The following is a 19,445-nucleotide window of genomic DNA, read 5'->3' as shown; positions in this document are numbered from 1 at the left end:
TTATTTCTTTTTCTCAATAAGGTTAATAATATCTTTTAACTCGGCAACACTTATTTTTTCTTCTTTAGCAAAAAATGAAACTACATTTTTGTAAGAGTTATTAAAGTAGTGTTCAATGGCATTATTCATGAAATTCTTTTTGTAATCTTCCATTTTTACTATCGGAAAATATTGGTGTGTTTTTCCGTATGCATTATAGTTAACATAACCCTTTTCTTCAAGATTTCTTATAATGGTTGATAGAGTATTGTAATGAGGTTTATCTTCTTTTATTTCAGCCAAAACATCTTTCACAAAAGCTTTTTCTAACCTCCATAAAATATGCATGATTTCTTCTTCTTTGTTTGTAAGTTTCTGCATTTTGTAATTTTTATAATGTATTTTTAAAAATCATAATTCAAACATATAACTATTTTTGTAGTTATACAACTATTAATATAGTTATTTAACGAAAATTTTAGTTTTTATTAAGAATCAGATGTAAATCTTATCTTCGCACTTTGTTTTAAATTCAGAAAAACAGCAAAACTTTATGAGTATACTTTGGGTGGTATTGGGTTTTATTCTCTTAGTTGTAGGAGGTGAGTTTTTAGTCAGAGCATCTGTAGCCTTGTCTTTTAAACTTAATATCTCAAAAATGATAATAGGATTAACAGTGGTATCCTTTGCAACTTCTGCACCAGAGTTATTAGTTAGTATCAATGCTGCTTTTAATGGCTCTCCTGATATTGCAATTAACAATGTTGTTGGCTCTAATATTGCTAATATTGCTTTAGTTTTAGGTATTACAGCTTTTATTGGATCTATTGCTGTAGACAGATCGTTTTACAGATTGAATTGGCCTGTGATGATGCTATTTTCTATAGCACTATATTATTTTTTAAAGAACGATAATCAGTTAATTCCTATGGAGGGTGTAGCGTTATTAGGCGCTTTAATTATTTTCCTTTTTATTTTGATTAGAAGTGCCAGAAAAGAGAGAGCCGAAGAAGTTGTTGATGATACTTTAGAAAAAGTCTCTAATGTTAAAATTATTATTTGGCTATTAATAGGAGCTTTTGCTTTGTATTTTGGATCTGATTGGTTGGTAGATGGTGCAAAAAAAATAGCTATAAACGTTGGTGTTAGTGAAGCTGTTATTTCTGTTACTATGATTGCTATAGGAACTAGCGTTCCTGAGTTAGCAGCGTCTGTAATTGCTGCAGCAAAACAAGAGAAAGCCTTGTCCTTAGGTAACCTAATAGGCTCTAATATTTTTAATATAGGCTCTGTTTTAGGTATTACGTCAATTATAAAAACGATTCCGGTTACTGCTCCAGAAATTTTGAGTAGAGATATTTTTTGGATGTTAGGTTTTTCAGCAATACTAATTCCTTTGATATTCTTACCTAGACAACATCAAATAAGCAGGTATAAAGGATTTATCCTAGTGTTTGCGTATAGTTTATTTATTGTTTTGGTTTTTAGAGGATAAAAAAAACCTGCTAAACTTAGCAGGTTAATTTACATTATACTTAAGTAATAATTATACTTCAGCTGTAACGTTGGCGCTTTTTACAGTTTCAACAATTCGTCCAGCTACTTTGTAAGGATCAGCATTAGATGCAGGTCTTCTATCTTCTAACCAACCTTTCCAGCCTTTTTCTACAGTAATAATTGGGATACGAATAGAAGCTCCTCTATCTGATACACCATAGCTAAAATCATGTATAGATGCTGTTTCGTGTAATCCAGTTAAACGTTGATCGTTATATTGTCCATAAACAGCAATATGCTCTTTAGTTACAGGTCTAAATGCTTCGCAGACACGTTCGTAAACCTCTTGACTTCCACAAGTTCTTAATAAGGTATTAGAGAAATTAGCGTGCATTCCAGACCCATTCCAATCACCTTTAACAGGCTTTGGGTGGTATTCTATGTAATAACCATATTGCTCAGTAAGACGATCTAATAAGTAGCGCGCTACCCAAATTTCATCTCCAGCTCTTTTAGCTCCTTTTGCAAATAATTGAAATTCCCACTGTCCACTTGCAACTTCCTGGTTAATACCCTCAAAATTGAGACCAGCAGCAATGCATAAGTCGGCATGCTCTTCTACAAAATCACGACCATGAGTGTTCTTACCTCCAACAGAGCAATAGTACATACCTTGAGGTCCAGGATAACCACCAATAGGAAAACCTAATGGTAATTGTGTCGCTGTGTCCATTATAAAATACTCTTGTTCAAAACCAAACCAAAAGTCGTTATCATCATCATCAATTCCAGCTCGGGCATTTGTAGGATGTGGTGTGCCATCTGCATTTAATACCTCAGTCATTACTAAAAATCCATCCTTTCTCGCAGGATCAGGATAAATGGCAACAGGCTTTAATAAACAATCAGAAGAACCTCCTTCTGCTTGTTTTGTAGATGATCCATCAAACGACCAAATGGGGCAATCTTCTATTTTACCACTAAAGTTTTCTTCAACTTTAGTTTTACTTCTCATGTTTTGAGTTGGATAATAACCATCCAACCATATGTATTCTAATTTAGACTTACTCATGGTGTGTTGTTTAGTTTTTTAAATTTCACATTGCAAATATTAATAATTAGAATATAACCACAAAAAAAATAGGGTTAAATCGGGTAAAATGTTATTAACAGGTGTTAATACCCTAAAAAAAATAGGGTATAATTATTTTTATATTAAAAATGAGTAATTTTACCTTCAAATTTTAAGGTTATGTCAAAATTTAGATTCAACGCTATAAAGTCGTCTTTAAGGCAAAAGCCAATTTCTATTCCTAAAAATGGAAGGCGTTCTAAATATTTTGCTGAAAATGTATTTAATGATTCTGTCATGAAGCAGTACCTAACAAAGTCTGCTTACAATGCTATTAAAGATGCTAGATCTGGCCGTAAAATTGATAGATTAACCTCAGATCATATCGCATCTGGTATGAAAGAATGGGCTTTATCTAAAGGTGCAACGCATTATACACATTGGTTTCAGCCGTTAACAGGTACAACTGCAGAGAAGCATGATGCTTTTTTTGAACCACTTAAAGATGGAGGTGCTATCGAAAAATTTGAAGGTGAACAATTAGTGCAGCAAGAGCCAGATGCATCTAGTTTTCCTAGTGGTGGTATACGAAATACATTTGAAGCTAGAGGTTATACGGCTTGGGATCCTACATCTCCTGCTTTTATTTTTGGCTCTACGCTTTGTATTCCCACAGTTTTTGTAGCTTATACTGGTGAAGCACTAGATTATAAAACACCTTTATTAAGAGCACTACAGGCTGTAGATGAAGCAGCAGTTGCAGTGTGTAAATATTTTGATAAATCTGTAAAAACAGTAACAGCATCGTTAGGCTGGGAACAAGAATACTTTTTAATAGATAAGGCTCTTGCGATGTCCAGACCAGATATTGTAATGACAGGTAGAACTTTAATCGGTCATTCTGCTGCTAAAGGTCAACAGCTAGACGACCATTACTTTGGTACCATTCCCAATAGAGCCATGTCCTACATGAGAGATTTAGAGCGCGAGTGTATGCTTTTAGGAATTCCTGTAAAAACTCGCCATAACGAAGTGGCTCCAAACCAATTTGAGCTTGCTCCTATTTATGATGAAGCTAATTTAGCTGTTGATCATAATTCTTTATTAATGGATGTTATGGATAAAGTTGGCGAGCGTCATCATTTTAAAGTTTTATTTCATGAGAAACCATTTGAAGGTGTTAACGGTTCAGGAAAACATAATAACTGGAGCTTAGCTACAGATACAGGTGTGAATTTGTTAAGTCCTGGTAAAACACCAATGAGTAATCTTCAGTTTTTAACCTTTTTTATAAATACTATTAAAGCAGTTAATGATTATGAAGAGCTTTTAAGAGCTGCTATCGCCTCGGCTAGTAATGATCATAGACTAGGAGCAAACGAAGCGCCACCTGCAATTATGTCTGTATTTATTGGAGCACAGTTAACTAAAGTTTTGCAAGAGTTAGAGGTTGTTACTAAAGGTAAATTATCACCACAAGAAAAAACAGATTTAAAATTAAATGTCGTTGGTAAAATCCCTGAAATATTATTAGATAATACAGATAGAAACAGAACTTCTCCTTTTGCATTTACTGGAAATAAGTTTGAATTTAGAGCTGTAGGATCTAAGGCTAACTGTGCAAGTTCTATGACAGTTCTTAATACTATTGTTGCTAAGCAATTAATCGAATTTAAGTCTGAGGTCGACGCTTTAGTGAATACTAAAGACATGAAAAAAGATGATGCTATTTTTAATGTTTTAAGAGAATATATTAAACTATCTAAACATATTCTTTTTGAAGGTAATGGTTATAGTGATGCTTGGAAAAAAGAAGCAAAGAAGCGAGGAATTAGTAATAATAAAACTACACCAGAAGCATTAAAAGCTAAAATTTCTAAATCAACAATACAGTTATTTGAAGACCTTAATGTTATGAATGCAGTAGAATCTCAAGCTAGATACGAGATTGAAATGGAGGAATATGGCCTACGTATTCAAATTGAGAGCAGAGTTCTTGGCGATATTGCCAGAAACCATGTTGTACCTACTGCAGTAAAATATCAAAATATTTTAATAGATAATGTAAAGGGCTTAAAAGATATTTTTGATGCAGACTATAAAAAAGTAGGTGAGGAGCAATTAAAATTAATAAAAGAAATATCTACCCATATTAAAGGCATAAATTCTAAAGTAACATCAATGATTAATGAACGAAAAGCGGCCAATAAGCTTGTAGAAGTAGAAAAGAAATCACTTGCTTATTGTTATAAGGTTAAGCCTTTATTTTCAGAAATACGATACCATTGTGATAAATTAGAATTACTCATCGATGATGAATTATGGCCTTTAGTAAAGTACAGGGAACTGCTGTTTACCAAATAAAAAAGTCAAAACTCTTTGATTTGTGTAAGTAAAAAGCTTCATAGAGATAGGTTAAAAATGGTTGTTCATCAGTCATTAGATACGCATAATCGAAATTATAGTTAAAAAAGAGTACAAACTCAGTCATAGCTAGTTATAGCATGCTTTTATTTCGTAAGTTTGAAATGCTATTAATCAATTTTTGTGAAATGAAAAAGTTATTGCTAAGCGTGGCAGCGCTAGTCTTAGCTACAGTTTTGCTATCTCTTGATGACTCTAATACAGTCGACAAGACATTAACGCAAGATACTAATGCTAACGTAGAAAAAACCTTAGAGTCTGAGTCTTAAACTTAGTTTGAGACTAAGCGTCATGGCTTTTGATTTTTTAAAGTTGCGAAAGCTTCTTAAGAAAATTCATTAAAAGACAAGATAATGTTTATCATTATGTTGTCTTTTTTTGTTTAGAAATTTAAGCTTAATTAGGTCTAGTAAATTATTTTGCTATATTAGCAGCCCTTAAATCGCTGAAAATGAACTTCTTTTTACTTTAGTTATGCATGTAATGTATAATTAAAACTAAATTGATGATAGCAAAATCTAGTACTAAAGTTTTAATAATTGTTTTTGTATTATTACTGTTCAACTTTAGTGAATCTCAAGAGAATACAGTAGAAGAAACTACCAAGATCAATACTAAAAGCGCTAAGTTTTTAGACTTCTATAACTTAAGAGGAACAAATTCTTTTGATATTGGTATAGGCAGTTCTATTATAAATGGGGATTTTGAAGATCCTTTATTCGAAATCTATTTTAAGGCTGGTTACAAAAGGTTTTTATCTCCACACCTTAATCTAGGCCTAACATATCATAAATTTAATTTGGCTTACGATAACCTGTTTAACAACGGATTTATGTCAATAGATTTTAATTTGGAGTATTTGGTATTACCACACAAATCCATAACACCTTATATATTTTTAGGTGGAGGTTATTTAGCTACCAACTATTTTGAAGACACCACGACTAAAGTTCAAGTAGGAACAGGTCTAGAATTTATTTTATATGATGGTTTTGGTATTTCTGTATTTGCAGATTATAACTATGCGTTTGATGATTCATTAGATGGTCTTGTTGCAGGAGCTTCTGATGATACCTTTTTTAGAATGGGATTAGGTCTTCAATTTTACTTTGGAGGCTCCAAGAAAAGGGAAAAACTCTATGGAGATCAAAAAACAGTTATTAATTCTAACTTATTATCACCATCTAACACTACAAAAATTACCAAATAACTAAAGCATTCCTTATTTTTGAAGCCTCAACTAAAAACCATGGCTGAAGATATTAGTAAACGTTACGCACAACGTGGTGTTTCTGCATCAAAAGAAGATGTCCATAATGCTATTAAAAATATTGATAAGGGACTGTTTCCTAAGGCATTTTGTAAAATTGTTCCAGATTATCTAACAGGAAATGATGATTATTGTCTTATTATGCATGCTGATGGTGCTGGTACAAAATCATCTTTAGCATATATGTACTGGAAAGAAACAGGAGATCTCTCGGTCTGGAAAGGTATTGCCCAAGATGCACTAATCATGAATGTTGACGACTTGCTCTGTGTTGGTGCTACTGATAATATTATGTTGTCTTCAACTATTGGTCGAAATAAAAATCAAATTCCAGGTGCTGTAATTTCTGCCATCATCAACGGAACAGAAGAACTGATTTCAGATTTAAAAAACTTTGGTATTACTATTCATTCTACAGGAGGCGAAACTGCTGATGTTGGTGACTTAGTCAGAACAATTATTGTAGATTCTACAGTAACTGCACGTATAAAGCGTACTGATGTTATTGATAATGCCAATATAAAGCCAGGAAATGTCATTGTTGGATTATCCTCTTATGGTCAAGCCACTTATGAATCTGAGTACAATGGAGGTATGGGAAGTAATGGCTTATCATCTGCAAGACACGATGTGTTTAATACCTATTTATCTCAAAAATATCCCGAAAGTTTTGACCATGCTGTTCCTGAGGATTTGGTGTACTCAGGAGGTATAAAATTAACTGATAATGTAGAGAACTCTCCAATCGATGCTGGTAAATTGGTGCTATCTCCAACGCGAACTTATGCACCAATTATTAAAAGAATATTATCCAAATATTCTTCTAAAGAAATTAATGGCATGGTGCACTGCTCTGGTGGTGCTCAAACAAAAATTCTTCATTTTATTGAAAATTTACATGTTATAAAGGATAATTTATTTGAAGTTCCACCACTTTTCAAACTTATACAAGAACAATCTAATACAGATTGGAAAGAAATGTATCAAGTATTTAACTGTGGTCATAGAATGGAATTGTATGTACATCCAAACATAGCTGAAGATTTAATTGCCATTTCAAAATCTTTTAATGTTGATGCTCAAATCATCGGAAAAGTAGAAAGCTCAGATTCAAAAAAACTTACTATTATTAGTGAATACGGAACGTTTCAGTATTAAATAAACTGCTTAATAATTACTAAAAATCCTATAGTAATAAATATATCAATGACGTAAAGCATTGAAAATAGTCTAAAAGTTGTTAGTCCAAGCTTATTAAAAGCACGTAATTTTTTTCTTGCTTTAGTTTCTTTAACTAAATGCCAAGCAAATAGTGTTAATACCAATTTGGTAATTACTGCAAAAAAGATGTAAGGGTTTAAAATGGTAATGACGAGTGTTGCTATACAAGACCATAAAAACATAGGTCTGTAAAACAACAGAATAGCGGACATACGTTGCATAGTTTAAAACGTTAGGAATGATTAAACAGTAATGTTCGTTGTATTCGCTTTTAAATTTTAGAGTAACTCTGTAGTATGAACTATGATTTTTATTGCTGTATTTGTTAAAAGTATTTGAGGATAATTAAGTAACGATAATTTCTTAATTTTAGTATCTATTGGTCATGTTTTTAGACTGTTTTTACAGTAAATATTCCGCAAGTAATCCATAAATTATCGTATTTTTACCATTCAATTTTACACTTTAAATGTTAGAGAAATTACAGATAATTCAGCAGCGATTTGATGAGGTTAATGACCTTATTATACAACCAGATATCATTTCTGACCAAAAGCGCTATGCTAAATTAATGAAGGAATACAAGGACTTAAAAGTAATTGTAGATAAAGGGAAAATATATAAAGAAGCCACAGATAATAAAACTGAAGCTGAAGACATAATTGCAGATGGTTCTGATGCAGAAATGGTAGAAATGGCAAAAATGCAGTTAGATGAGGCCAAAGAAACTATAGAAAAACTCGAAGAAGAAATCAGGTTTATGCTTATACCAAAAGATCCTGATGATGCTAAAAATGTAGTTGTAGAAGTTAGAGCTGGAACAGGTGGTGATGAAGCAAGTATTTTTGCTGGAGATTTGTATAGAATGTACTCTAAATATTGTAGCGATAAAAATTGGAAAGTAGATGTTGTAAGTCAGAGCGATGGTACATCTGGTGGTTTTAAGGAAATTATATTTGAGGTCTCTGGCGATGATGTTTATGGTATATTAAAATTTGAAGCAGGAGTGCATCGTGTACAACGTGTACCTCAAACAGAAACTCAAGGTCGAGTTCATACAAGTGCCGCAACAGTTATGGTATTGCCAGAAGCCGAAGAGTTTGATTATGAATTAGACATGACAGAAGTACGTATTGAAAGAACGACATCAACAGGTCCAGGTGGACAATCTGTTAACACTACTTACTCAGCGATTAAACTACATCATGAACCTACAGGTATGATTGTGAGCTGCCAAGACCAAAAATCATCACACAAAAATCTAGAGAAAGCCCTAAAAGTGCTACGATCTCGCTTATACGATTTAGAATTAGCAAAACAACAAGCAGCAGATTCAGCGAAACGGAAAAGTATGGTGAGTTCTGGTGATAGAAGTGCTAAAATTAGAACATATAACTATCCTCAAGGACGAGTAACAGATCATAGAATAGGTCTTACACTTTACGATTTGCAAAATATTGTAAATGGAGATATTCAAAAAATTATAGACGAATTAATGCTTGCAGAAAACACAGAGAAATTGAAGGCGAGCGAAGAACATATTTAGTAATCTAGCCTTGTATTATGAGGCTTTTTTTATATGACTACAAACGAGCTTATCTCAGAAATTAAAAAGAAACAATCTTTCCTTTGTATAGGATTAGATGTAGACCTTAATAAAATACCAAAACATTTATTAGAAAAAGATGATCCTATCTTTGCTTTTAATAAAGCTATTATAGATGCTACGCATCATTTGTGCGTGGCTTACAAACCAAACACAGCGTTTTATGAAGCTTATGGATTAAAAGGATGGAAATCTCTTAAAAAAACTATTGACTACATAAATACTAACTATCCAGAAATTTTCACAATTGCTGATGCTAAGCGAGGTGATATTGGTAATACAAGTAGCATGTATGCTAAAGCATTTTTTGAAGATTTAAATTTTGATAGTATCACTGTAGCACCTTATATGGGAAAGGATTCTGTTGAGCCTTTTTTAGCATTTAAAAACAAGCATACTATTCTTTTAGCATTAACTTCTAATCAAGGTGCTTTTGATTTTCAGACACTTAATGTTAAAGGGCAAGATTTATATAAACAAGTATTAGAAACCTCTACAACATGGGAAAATTCCAAAAATCTGATGTATGTTGTAGGAGCTACAAAAGCTGAGTTTTTAACTGATATTCGTAAAATAATACCGCATAATTTTCTTTTAGTTCCAGGAATTGGTGCTCAAGGTGGTAATTTGCAAGATGTTTGTAAATATGGCATGAATGATTCTGTTGGATTGCTAATAAATTCCTCTCGAGGAATAATTTATGCTTCAAATAAAGAAGATTTTGCTGAAGCTGCTGCAACAAAAGCTAAAGAACTGCAGGATCAAATGTCTATAATTCTAAATAAGTAATGTCATTACAAGGTAATAAATGATATGGCAATCTCATCAATCATTTACAAAGACCAACTTAATCGTTCACTTCAATTAAATCATGTTCCTCAACGAATCGTTTCATTAGTTCCAAGTTTAACTGAGCTTTTAGTGGATTTAGGGCTTGAGGACAAGATCGTAGGAATTACAAAATTTTGTATTCATCCTAATCAAATAAGAAAAGAAAAAATTATTGTTGGTGGTACAAAACAAGTTAATATTGAAAAGATAAAAACCCTTCTACCAGATATTATTCTTTGTAATAAGGAGGAGAATACTAAATCTATTATTGAAGATTTAACATCTGTAGCACCAATTCATATCAGTGATATTTATAATCTTAAAGATTGTTTAGAACTTATTACAATGTATGGTAAGTTGTTTAATGCTGAGGATAAAGCTTTAGAAATTTGTTCTAAGATAAAAATAGAGCGCAATCAATTTTTATTTACAATTACAAATCCAATAAAACCAAAAGCAGCCTATTTTATTTGGAAAGAGCCATGGATGGTTGCCGCTTCTAATACGTTTATAGATTTTATGTTGAAAGAAGCAGGATTTGATAATATATTTAATAATTTGAAGCGTTATCCAGAAATAGAATTAAATAATGAGTACCTAGTTAATGCTGATGTAATTTTATTATCCAGTGAGCCTTATCCTTTTAAAGAGAAACATGTAAAGGAACTTCAAGATAAATTTCCAAATAAAAAGATTTGTATTGTAGATGGCGAGATGTTCTCGTGGTATGGCTCTAGGGTATTGAAGGCTTATACGTATTTTAAAACTTTAAAGCATAATTAGTTTAATAAAAAAGTCGGTATTTAAACCGACTTTTTTCTAACTAACTTTTCCAAACAAGTTGTAACATATTGTTTTTCTGCTTTGCAAAGATGCTTTATTATGGTCTATGTAATGTTATGTTAATATTAGTATTAGATTAAGCTTGGTTTAATATATTTAGATAACCAACTTAAATATTAATAAAATGAAAACATCGTTATTACTTCTTTGTCTACTCATTTTTTCAATAAATGTAAAAGCCCAAAACAACACAGATGTATGTAACTGTTGCACAGAAACTCATGCACAATTTGATTTTTGGATTGGTGAGTGGATAGTAACTAATCCAGATGGTTCTAGAGCAGGAGAAAATACTATAGACAAGATACAAGATCAGTGTATTCTTAGAGAAAACTGGACAAGTGCTCAAAGAAATTTTACAGGTACAAGCTATAATTTTTATAACGCTCAAGCCAAACATTGGGAACAAATATGGATTGATAATAAAGGTGGTAATTTACACTTAAAAGGACATCGAAAAGATAATCAGATGATTCTAAAAACTGATAAAACCAAAAACAGTGAAGGTGTCCTATTTTATCATCAAGTGACTTGGACAAAAAATAAAGATGGTTCGGTGAGACAACTATGGGAAACGTTTACTGAGGGTCAAGATGTCGTAATTGCCTTTGATGGCTTATACAGAAAGCGATAATTTTTTAAACATTTAACGCAAAAGTAGTATCTCTTACAACAAACATTAATTTATTAATCTCATTAAGTATTAAGGTAGCTTCAAATTCTTTTAAATCGCTAAGTGCTTGATCCGTTTGTCTAAAATTGTAAGCATCCTCAATAAGCTGAATATATTTCTGTTTCAGTTTGTCTTTTTTCTGAAGTAATTTTTGTGAATTATTCAAAACTATCTTATCGATCAATTTAGATAAGAAAGTTAATTAATAATCTTAAATAAACATGAGAAATGTTTAATTATTTTTATAAAAAAATGAACAATAAATTAATCTTGAAGCGCAAATACTTTTTTCAGTAAATCTGTAGTTCTTGATGAAACTTTGTTTCTTATATCTTTTTCCTCAACAGCAATCATAGTATAAACACCTTTTAAAGCTTCTTTAGTAACATAATCTGTAAGATCAGGATTAACATTATTAGTAAACGGAATAGCATTATACTTTGTAATTAAATTTTCCCAAATCTGGTCAGCTCCTACTTTACTAAATGAGTTATTAATTACAGGTTTAAACTTGCTGTATAAGGCAGTTTCAGTTCTAGACGTTAAATATTGTGTGGCTGCATTATCGTTGCCTAATAAAATATTTTTTGCATCTGCAAATGTAATATCCTTGACAGCATTAACAAAAATAGGAGTAGCCTCTTTAACAGCATCTTCTGCTGCTCTATTAAGTACTTTTAAGCCTTCATCAGCTAGATTTCCAAGTCCAATATCTCTGAGACCTTTATCTACTTTTCTAAGCTCTTCAGGTAGCAAAATTTTAACTAATTCATTTTTAAAGAAACCATCTTTAGCAGTTAGTTTACTTACTTGTTTATCAATTCCAAAATCCAGAGCTTGCCGTAATCCTGAGGCAATATCTGCATTACTCAAAACACCACCAGATTGCGGTAATTGTTTTACAACTTCCTGTAATTCCGCACATGCTGTTAAACTTAAAATCAATACAACTGAAACTATTCTTTTAATCATTGTGTTAGCTTTTTTATCTTTAGCAAAGATAAATTTAGATATGAGAATACTTCAAATTTTAGGCCTAATATTTTGTTTACTAAGTTGTAATTCTAAGCAACAATTACCAAAAACTATAAGTTTAGATCATAAAAATCAGTCTAACCAATATATTACAGTGCTTGGCATTGCTCAAGATGCAGGATTTCCACAGATAAATTGCGATAAAATGTGTTGCTCTAGCTATTATAAAGGCTATGAGACCAAAAAATTAGTATCCTGTTTAGGCTTGGTAGATTTAGAGGCAAAAAAGAAATATATTTTTGATGCCACTCCAGACTTTACAGAACAAATACAAGGCTTAAAAGTTATTCACTTAGATAATGGAAATGTAATAGATGGTGTATTCCTAACACATGCTCATATTGGTCATTATACAGGATTAATGTATTTAGGTTTTGAAGCTTTAGGAGGAGATAATATTCCGGTTTACGCAATGCCGCGAATGAAAGACTATCTTGAAACTAATGGACCATGGAGTCAATTAGTGTCTTTTAAGAATATTGATTTAAAACCATTAAAAAATGATTCAACAATTAGGCTTTGTTCCAATTTAAAAGTAACTCCAATTTTGGTGCCTCATCGCGATGAATTTTCAGAAACTGTAGGTTATAAAATTGAAGGCCCAAATAAAAAAGCACTGTTTATTCCAGATATTGATAAATGGCAAAAATGGGATAAAAATATTATTGAAGAAGTTAAAAAAGTAGATTATGCGTTTTTAGATGCCTCATTTTTCAGAGATGGAGAGTTAGAGAGAGATATGAGTAAAATACCGCATCCTTTTACCACTGAAACTACAAGCTTATTTGAAAATGAATCTATTGAAACCAAGAGTAAAATTCACTTCATTCATTTTAATCATACTAATCCTGCGATAAGAGATTCACATGTTTTGAAAGATAGTATTCAGGCCCTTGGGTTTAGATTTGCAAAAGAAGGTGATAATTTTAAGCTTTAAATACCGTTTTATTAGTAAATATTAGAAATGCTTATTTTTAGCACGATATTTGAACTCAATACTTAAACATATTATAATATGAAACCCAAACCTAAAGTCTTACTTATTGTCTTACTTGGTTTCTTTTTGAGCAATACTTCTTTTAGTCAAATTAAAGTTTCCGAATTTCTTCAAGAATCAAAGATCAATACATCAAACGAAAATGCTTTGTACTTAGTGGATTTTTGGGCAACTTGGTGTGGTCCATGTATACATGCTAAAAAGTATTTAGGTGTACTTCAAAAACAATTTCCTAATAACTTTTATATTGTTTCACTTTCAGAGGAGAACCCTTTAACGGTTGAGAAATTTTTAAAAAAGAATCCCACAGATTTAGCAGTTGCTATAGATTTTTATGGTGAGACATTCAAAACTTTTGGAGTTAGAGTGCTACCAAAAGCTATGCTTATTAATGCCAATGGGAAAATTTTATGGGAAGGTCATCCTAGTGATATTACCAAACAAGATATCAGTAGATTTTTAAAGCAAAATAAAGCAAAGACCTCTATTGATAAAGTTTTTAAGTTAGAAAAAGTTGAGGATACTGTTGAAGAAGAAACCTCATTAGAAATGAAAGGTGGTTTTGCACTAAAATTGCAAGCTAATGATGAAAAAATAGATTTTGAATTAAATGATAAAACCGATATAATACATCTAAAAGGAAGACTAGATAAACTTTTGGGATACTATTATAAAGTACATTCTTCACAAATTAAAATACCAGACTCAGATAATAAGTATTATGATATACACTTTGAGAAAGATTCTAAAGCTCATCAAAATTTTGGAAAATTACTCGCAAAAAAACTAAAATTTAAAGTCAGAGATAATGAAGAGACCACTAATGCTTATGTGCTAAATATAAATAAACCAATGTTTTGGGATACCAATCAGATAAATTGGGGAAGAAATAGTCCGTCTTACCTTATTAGTGATTCACAAATAGAAGCAGATAATGTTACGTTAAAAGACCTAGTTTATACGCTTTCAAATTCGTTAGATAAGCCTGTTGTAATAGATGAGCAAAATTTTGAAAATGATGCTAAACACGATTGGCAAATACATTATAAGTATTTTGACCTTATGAAGAATCAATTAAAAGATAACTATGGTATCGATATAGAGGCAAAAGAAGTTCCTTTAACCGTATATAAATTAATAAAAAAAGCTCCATAAAATGGAGCTTTTTCAACTTAAAGAATATTTAGAAATTAGTTATTAATTACTCTAAATTCTGTTCTTCTATTTCTTTGATGCATAGATTCTGAACACTCTACATCATTTGCACAACGATTTGTTAATCTGGATTCTCCAAATCCTCTAGCTCTTAATCTACTTCTAGAGATTCCTCTAGAAACTAAATAGTTTACTACAGAATTTGCACGTTGTTGAGATAAAGACATATTGTAGTTATCGTTACCTCTAGAGTCTGTATGAGACATAATCTCTACACTAACGTTAGAATCTTTTAATATAGGAAGTAAAGTATCGTCAATTACTTTCTTAGAAGCTGATGTTAAACGAGCACTAGCTAGTTCGTAAAAAACAGGTAATACATTTGGGTTTAACAATTCACATTCAACTTCTTCCCAAGTAGTGATTCCACCTTTTTTATCTAAAACTGTTCTTGTTACTGTTGTATATTTAGCTGGTACAGTTTCTGTTCTCGTTGAAGCAGGCACATCAATAACTTGTCTCTTAATTGTAGCATACTCAGCAGGAATTTCAATTTCATCCATACGTGCAGGTGTCTTAATAACACGCTTTTTATAAGATGCATTTTGCTCTGGTACAGGAATAGAGTTAGTACTAGCATCAGTGGCTAATGTTGTATATGGAACATCCATTTTTTGCTCTGGATACTCTACAAAACATGCAGCAACACAATCTTCTTTGTTTACAGAAGGACAGTCTTCTAAAACTTTATATTCCCAACCTGAAGTTTTAGGATAAATTTCAAAAGTTCTAGAGTCTCTTCCAAAAGAAGCAGGTACAACTCTTAAGTCGTTTCTACTTTCTTTCTTTAAATAAGCAACATCAACAGTTTCGTAAGTTGCAGGTACATAAACAAACTTTTTTGTTGCTTCTTTTACCAATACAGTTTCTTCTACTGTTTTATACGTTGCAGGTACTACACTTAACTTTGTGTAAGCAGGATAGGTTTGTAAAGTTTCTTCAACTTCTTTAAACTCATCTTTAGTAATACATTTAACGTAGCATTTTCCTGGTTCAGGATTTGTTGGTAAGCCTTGGGCTTGCACTAAGGTGATTCCGAATATTGCGAATACACCTAATAATAATTTTTGTTTCATTGTGATAAAATATAGTTAACGGTTATATGATTTACACGTATATCTTATGATACGCTAATGCTTAGGACACAAGCTTTTTAGATAAGTCACATTTTCAATTTAACTTTACTAATTTCATTATTCTTAAAAACAAGGATAAAATAGACTAAGTTGTTAAGGAATACTTATTCTTAGTGGTCTTTTTCTTTATTTTCTGTAATTTTGCTCTACAAAATTTTGAAATATTTCAATGAAACAAATAGCACCATATAATCCGAAGTATAAAGTTAGAATCGTAACAGCAGCATCTCTATTTGATGGCCATGATGCCTCAATAAATATCATGCGTAGAATCATTCAAGCTACAGGAGTTGAGGTGATTCATTTAGGTCATGATAGAAGTGTTGAAGAAGTTGTGAATACAGCAATTCAAGAAGATGTAAACGCTATTTGCCTAACCTCGTATCAAGGAGGTCATAATGAGTATTTTAAATACATGCACGACCTATTAGAGGAAAAAGGTGCTGGACATATAAAAATCTTCGGTGGAGGAGGTGGTGTTATTTTACCTTCGGAAATTAAAGACTTGATGGATTATGGTATTGATCGTATCTATTCTCCAGATGATGGACGCGAAATGGGATTACAAGGCATGATCAATGATTTGGTGAAACAATCAGATTTTGCAATAGGTGAATCTTTAAATGGTGAAATTGATAGTCTTCCAAAGAAAAACCCAAAAGCCATTGCTCGTGTGATTTCTTCTGCTGAAAACTTTCCAGAAGTTGCCAAAGACACCTTAGAAAAAATTCATACTAAAAATAAAAATTCAAATACACCTGTTCTTGGTATTACTGGAACTGGTGGTGCAGGAAAATCAAGTTTAGTCGACGAATTGGTACGACGCTTCCTTATAGATTTTCCAGAAAAAACAATTGGTATCGTTTCTGTTGATCCTTCAAAACGTAAAACTGGAGGTGCACTGCTTGGTGATCGTATTCGTATGAATGCCATCAATTCGCCTCGAGTGTATATGAGAAGTTTGGCAACACGTCAGTCTAATCTAGCTTTATCAAAATATGTAAATGAGGCTGTTGAAGTCTTAAAAGCTGCTGAGTTTGACTTAATCATTTTAGAAACCTCTGGTATCGGACAATCAGATACCGAAATTATAGAACATAGTGATGTATCGCTTTATGTCATGACTCCAGAATTTGGTGCAGCTACGCAATTAGAAAAAATTGATATGCTCGATTTTGCCGATTTGGTAGCGATTAACAAATTCGATAAACGTGGCTCACTAGATGCCTTACGTGATGTGAAAAAGCAATACATGCGTAATAATAATCTTTGGGATACACCTCAAGATGAATTACCAGTTTTTGGAACGATTGCTTCGCAATTCAACGATCCTGGAATGAATACACTCTACAAAGCGATTATGGATAAGCTTGTAGAAAAAACGGATACCGATTTAAAATCGACGTTTCATATTTCAGATGAAATGAGCGAAAAGATTTTCGTGATTCCTCCAGCGAGAACACGTTACTTATCAGAAATCGCCGAAAATAATCGTGCATATGATAAAACAGCTAATGCGCAAGTTGAAGTGGCTCAAAAGCTCTACGGAATCTTTAAAACGATAGAGTCTGTAACTGGAAGTCAGCCACAATTAGATAAATCAGGAATAGAAAGTGAGTCCGTCACTTCGAGCGCAGTCGAGAACAAGGACTTTGTTAAATTACTAGTTGCCGAATTTGATCGTGTAAAACTAAACCTCGATCCTTACAATTGGGAAGTCATTACAGGTTGGGACGAGAAAGTAAACACATACAAGAATCCTATTTATTCGTTTAAAGTTCGTGATAAAGAAATTAAAATAGAAACGCATACAGAGTCATTATCTCATTCTCAAATTCCGAAAGTAGCACTTCCAAAGTACCAAGCTTGGGGAGATATTTTAAGATGGACTTTGCAAGAAAATGTACCAGGAGAGTTTCCATATACTTCAGGATTGTATCCGTTTAAACGAACAGGAGAAGATCCAGCACGAATGTTTGCTGGTGAAGGTGGTCCAGAACGTACCAATCGTCGTTTCCACTATGTGAGTATGGGATTACCTGCAAAGCGTTTGTCAACCGCTTTTGATAGTGTTACTCTCTACGGAAATGATCCAGATCACAGACCAGATATCTACGGAAAAATTGGAAATGCAGGTGTATCGATCTGCTGTTTGGATGATGCTAAAAAATTATACTCTGGTTTCGATTTAGCTAATGTAATGACTTCTGTGAGTATGACCATTAATGGTCCAGCACCAATGTTGCTAGGCTTCTTTATGAATGCTGCCATAGATCAACAATGTGAATTGTATATCAAAGAAAACAATTTAGAAAAAGAAGTTGAAGCAAAAATTGCAAAGCTTTATAAAGGCAATGAACGGCCATCATATAATGGCGATTTACCAGAAGGTAATGATGGTCTAGGATTAATGCTTTTAGGTGTTACAGGTGATCAAGTATTGCCAGCAAATGTATACGCTGAGATTAAAGCCAAAACCATTGCTCAAGTTCGTGGAACAGTTCAAGCTGATATTTTAAAAGAAGACCAAGCACAAAACACCTGTATTTTTTCTACGGAATTTGCCTTGCGTTTAATGGGTGATGTACAAGAGTATTTTATTGAAAATAACGTGCGTAACTTCTATAGTGTATCGATTTCAGGATATCATATTGCTGAAGCAGGAGCGAATCCAATTTCACAATTGGCCTTTACCTTATCTAACGGATTTACATATGTTGAGTATTACTTATCGAGAGGCATGGACATCAATAAATTTGGTCCAAACTTATCCTTCTTTTTCTCCAACGGAATCGATCCAGAATATGCTGTTATTGGACGTGTAGCACGTAAGATTTGGTCAAAAGCCATGAAGCATAAATATGGTGCCAATGCTAGAGCACAAATGTTGAAGTATCATATTCAAACCTCTGGACGTAGTTTGCACGCTCAGGAAATTGATTTTAACGACATTCGTACAACTCTTCAAGCCTTGTACGCAATTTATGATAATTGTAATTCGTTACATACCAATGCGTATGATGAAGCCATTACTACACCAACTGAAGAATCGGTTCGTCGTGCGATGGCGATTCAATTAATCATCAACAAGGAGTTGGGTTTGAATAAAAATGAAAATCCGATTCAAGGCTCGTTTATTATAGAAGAATTAACCGATTTAGTAGAGGAAGCGGTTCTTATGGAATTTGATCGTATCACAGAACGTGGTGGAGTCTTAGGTGCTATGGAAACCATGTACCAACGTTCTAAAATCCAAGAAGAGAGTTTGTATTATGAAACCTTAAAACATAATGGCGAATTTCCAATTATTGGAGTAAATACCTTTTTAAGTTCTAAAGGTTCACCAACGGTTTTACCTGCGGAGGTGATACGTGCTACAGAAGAGGAGAAGCAATTCCAAATTAATACTTTAGAGAATTTGCACAAAGCAAATGATACTACACAGTTACTGAAAGACTTACAACATAAAGCCATTAATAATGAAAACATCTTTGAAGCCTTAATGAATGTTTGTAAAGTATGTTCTTTAGGAGAAATCACATCAGCTTTATTTGAAGTTGGCGGACAGTATCGTAGAAATATGTAAGCAGACTCTTGATTTTGCTCTACAAAATCTTAGAGTTCGCTTACCCTGAGCTTGTCAAAG

The 19,445-nt window shown here is 32.5% G+C and carries 18 protein-coding genes; 12 read left to right on the top strand and 6 right to left on the bottom strand.

All coding sequences use genetic code 11. The annotated features are described in order from the left end of the window. Positions 1-360, bottom strand: coding sequence for a BlaI/MecI/CopY family transcriptional regulator (locus RM697_RS11450; protein WP_311428032.1), 360 nt, complete (start codon positions 358-360; stop codon positions 1-3). 172 nt (positions 361-532) lie between these two features. Here RM697_RS11450 and RM697_RS11445 point away from each other — a divergent pair, with 172 nt between their 5' ends. Beyond that, positions 533-1,474 (top strand): calcium/sodium antiporter, encoded by a 942-nt coding sequence (locus RM697_RS11445; RefSeq protein ID WP_311428031.1) that lies wholly within the window; start codon positions 533-535, stop codon positions 1,472-1,474. A 51-nt stretch (positions 1,475-1,525) separates the two neighbouring features. Here RM697_RS11445 and RM697_RS11440 read toward each other — a convergent pair whose 3' ends face one another. Beyond that, positions 1,526-2,548, bottom strand: coding sequence for a glutamine synthetase beta-grasp domain-containing protein (locus tag RM697_RS11440; RefSeq protein WP_311428030.1), 1,023 nt, complete (start codon positions 2,546-2,548; stop codon positions 1,526-1,528). A 180-nt stretch (positions 2,549-2,728) separates the two neighbouring features. Here RM697_RS11440 and RM697_RS11435 point away from each other — a divergent pair, with 180 nt between their 5' ends. The 4 genes from RM697_RS11435 (at position 2,729) to RM697_RS11420 (ending at position 7,400) form a co-directional block, all read left to right on the top strand. Next, positions 2,729-4,912: a glutamine synthetase III family protein gene (locus RM697_RS11435; protein ID WP_311428029.1), complete on the top strand. Its 2,184-nt coding sequence runs from the start codon at positions 2,729-2,731 to the stop codon at positions 4,910-4,912. Between the two features lie 188 nt (positions 4,913-5,100). Next, entirely contained in the window at positions 5,101-5,241 is a 141-nt protein-coding gene (locus tag RM697_RS11430; protein WP_311428028.1) for a hypothetical protein, read from the top strand. Between the two features lie 236 nt (positions 5,242-5,477). Continuing rightward, positions 5,478-6,182, top strand: a complete 705-nt coding sequence (locus RM697_RS11425; RefSeq protein WP_311428027.1) for a Curli production assembly/transport component CsgG — start codon at positions 5,478-5,480, stop codon at positions 6,180-6,182. 39 nt (positions 6,183-6,221) lie between these two features. Then, the gene (locus RM697_RS11420) at positions 6,222-7,400 is read left to right on the top strand and encodes an AIR synthase related protein (protein WP_311428068.1); all 1,179 of its coding nucleotides are present in this window, start codon (positions 6,222-6,224) and stop codon (positions 7,398-7,400) included. Here RM697_RS11420 and RM697_RS11415 read toward each other — a convergent pair. Then, on the bottom strand, positions 7,397-7,684 hold the full coding sequence (locus tag RM697_RS11415; protein WP_311428026.1) for a hypothetical protein: 288 nt from the start codon (positions 7,682-7,684) through the stop codon (positions 7,397-7,399). The genes RM697_RS11420 and RM697_RS11415 overlap by 4 nt on opposite strands. 248 nt (positions 7,685-7,932) lie before the next feature. Here RM697_RS11415 and prfA point away from each other — a divergent pair, with 248 nt between their 5' ends. The 4 genes from prfA (at position 7,933) to RM697_RS11395 (ending at position 11,377) form a co-directional block, all read left to right on the top strand. After that, a complete protein-coding gene (prfA, locus tag RM697_RS11410) occupies positions 7,933-9,009 on the top strand; it encodes a peptide chain release factor 1 (RefSeq protein ID WP_311428025.1) in 1,077 nt (358 codons plus the stop codon). Positions 9,010-9,042: 33 nt separating this feature from the next. Then, on the top strand, positions 9,043-9,858 hold the full coding sequence (gene pyrF / locus RM697_RS11405; RefSeq protein ID WP_311428024.1) for an orotidine-5'-phosphate decarboxylase: 816 nt from the start codon (positions 9,043-9,045) through the stop codon (positions 9,856-9,858). Between the two features lie 24 nt (positions 9,859-9,882). Continuing rightward, entirely contained in the window at positions 9,883-10,683 is an 801-nt protein-coding gene (locus RM697_RS11400) for an ABC transporter substrate-binding protein (protein WP_311428023.1), read from the top strand. A gap of 184 nt (positions 10,684-10,867) precedes the next feature. Further along, complete coding sequence (locus RM697_RS11395; protein WP_311428022.1) at positions 10,868-11,377, top strand: hypothetical protein; 510 nt, start codon at positions 10,868-10,870, stop codon at positions 11,375-11,377. Positions 11,378-11,381: 4 nt separating this feature from the next. Here the strand turns inward: RM697_RS11395 and RM697_RS11390 are convergent, their stop codons facing one another. After that, positions 11,382-11,582, bottom strand: a complete 201-nt coding sequence (locus RM697_RS11390; protein WP_311428021.1) for a Lacal_2735 family protein — start codon at positions 11,580-11,582, stop codon at positions 11,382-11,384. Between the two features lie 98 nt (positions 11,583-11,680). Further along, positions 11,681-12,388 (bottom strand): DUF4197 domain-containing protein, encoded by a 708-nt coding sequence (locus RM697_RS11385; protein ID WP_311428020.1) that lies wholly within the window; start codon positions 12,386-12,388, stop codon positions 11,681-11,683. A gap of 40 nt (positions 12,389-12,428) precedes the next feature. Between RM697_RS11385 and RM697_RS11380 the strand changes: the two genes are divergently transcribed. Both RM697_RS11380 and RM697_RS11375 read left to right on the top strand, forming a co-directional pair. Further along, a complete protein-coding gene (locus RM697_RS11380) occupies positions 12,429-13,388 on the top strand; it encodes an MBL fold metallo-hydrolase (RefSeq protein ID WP_311428019.1) in 960 nt (319 codons plus the stop codon). 78 nt (positions 13,389-13,466) lie between these two features. Beyond that, a complete protein-coding gene (locus tag RM697_RS11375) occupies positions 13,467-14,603 on the top strand; it encodes a TlpA family protein disulfide reductase (protein ID WP_311428018.1) in 1,137 nt (378 codons plus the stop codon). A gap of 35 nt (positions 14,604-14,638) precedes the next feature. Here RM697_RS11375 and RM697_RS11370 read toward each other — a convergent pair whose 3' ends face one another. Next, positions 14,639-15,739 (bottom strand): OmpA family protein, encoded by a 1,101-nt coding sequence (locus RM697_RS11370; RefSeq protein ID WP_311428017.1) that lies wholly within the window; start codon positions 15,737-15,739, stop codon positions 14,639-14,641. Between the two features lie 229 nt (positions 15,740-15,968). Between RM697_RS11370 and RM697_RS11365 the strand changes: the two genes are divergently transcribed. Further along, on the top strand, positions 15,969-19,385 hold the full coding sequence (locus RM697_RS11365; RefSeq protein ID WP_311428016.1) for a methylmalonyl-CoA mutase family protein: 3,417 nt from the start codon (positions 15,969-15,971) through the stop codon (positions 19,383-19,385). Positions 19,386-19,445 lie beyond the last annotated feature (60 nt).

The organism is Microcosmobacter mediterraneus (assembly GCF_031846265.1).
GTDB lineage: Bacteria > Bacteroidota > Bacteroidia > Flavobacteriales > Flavobacteriaceae > Microcosmobacter > Microcosmobacter mediterraneus.
Note: the sequence above shows the minus strand (reverse complement) of the source record. Positions and strands in the feature narration are given on the sequence as shown.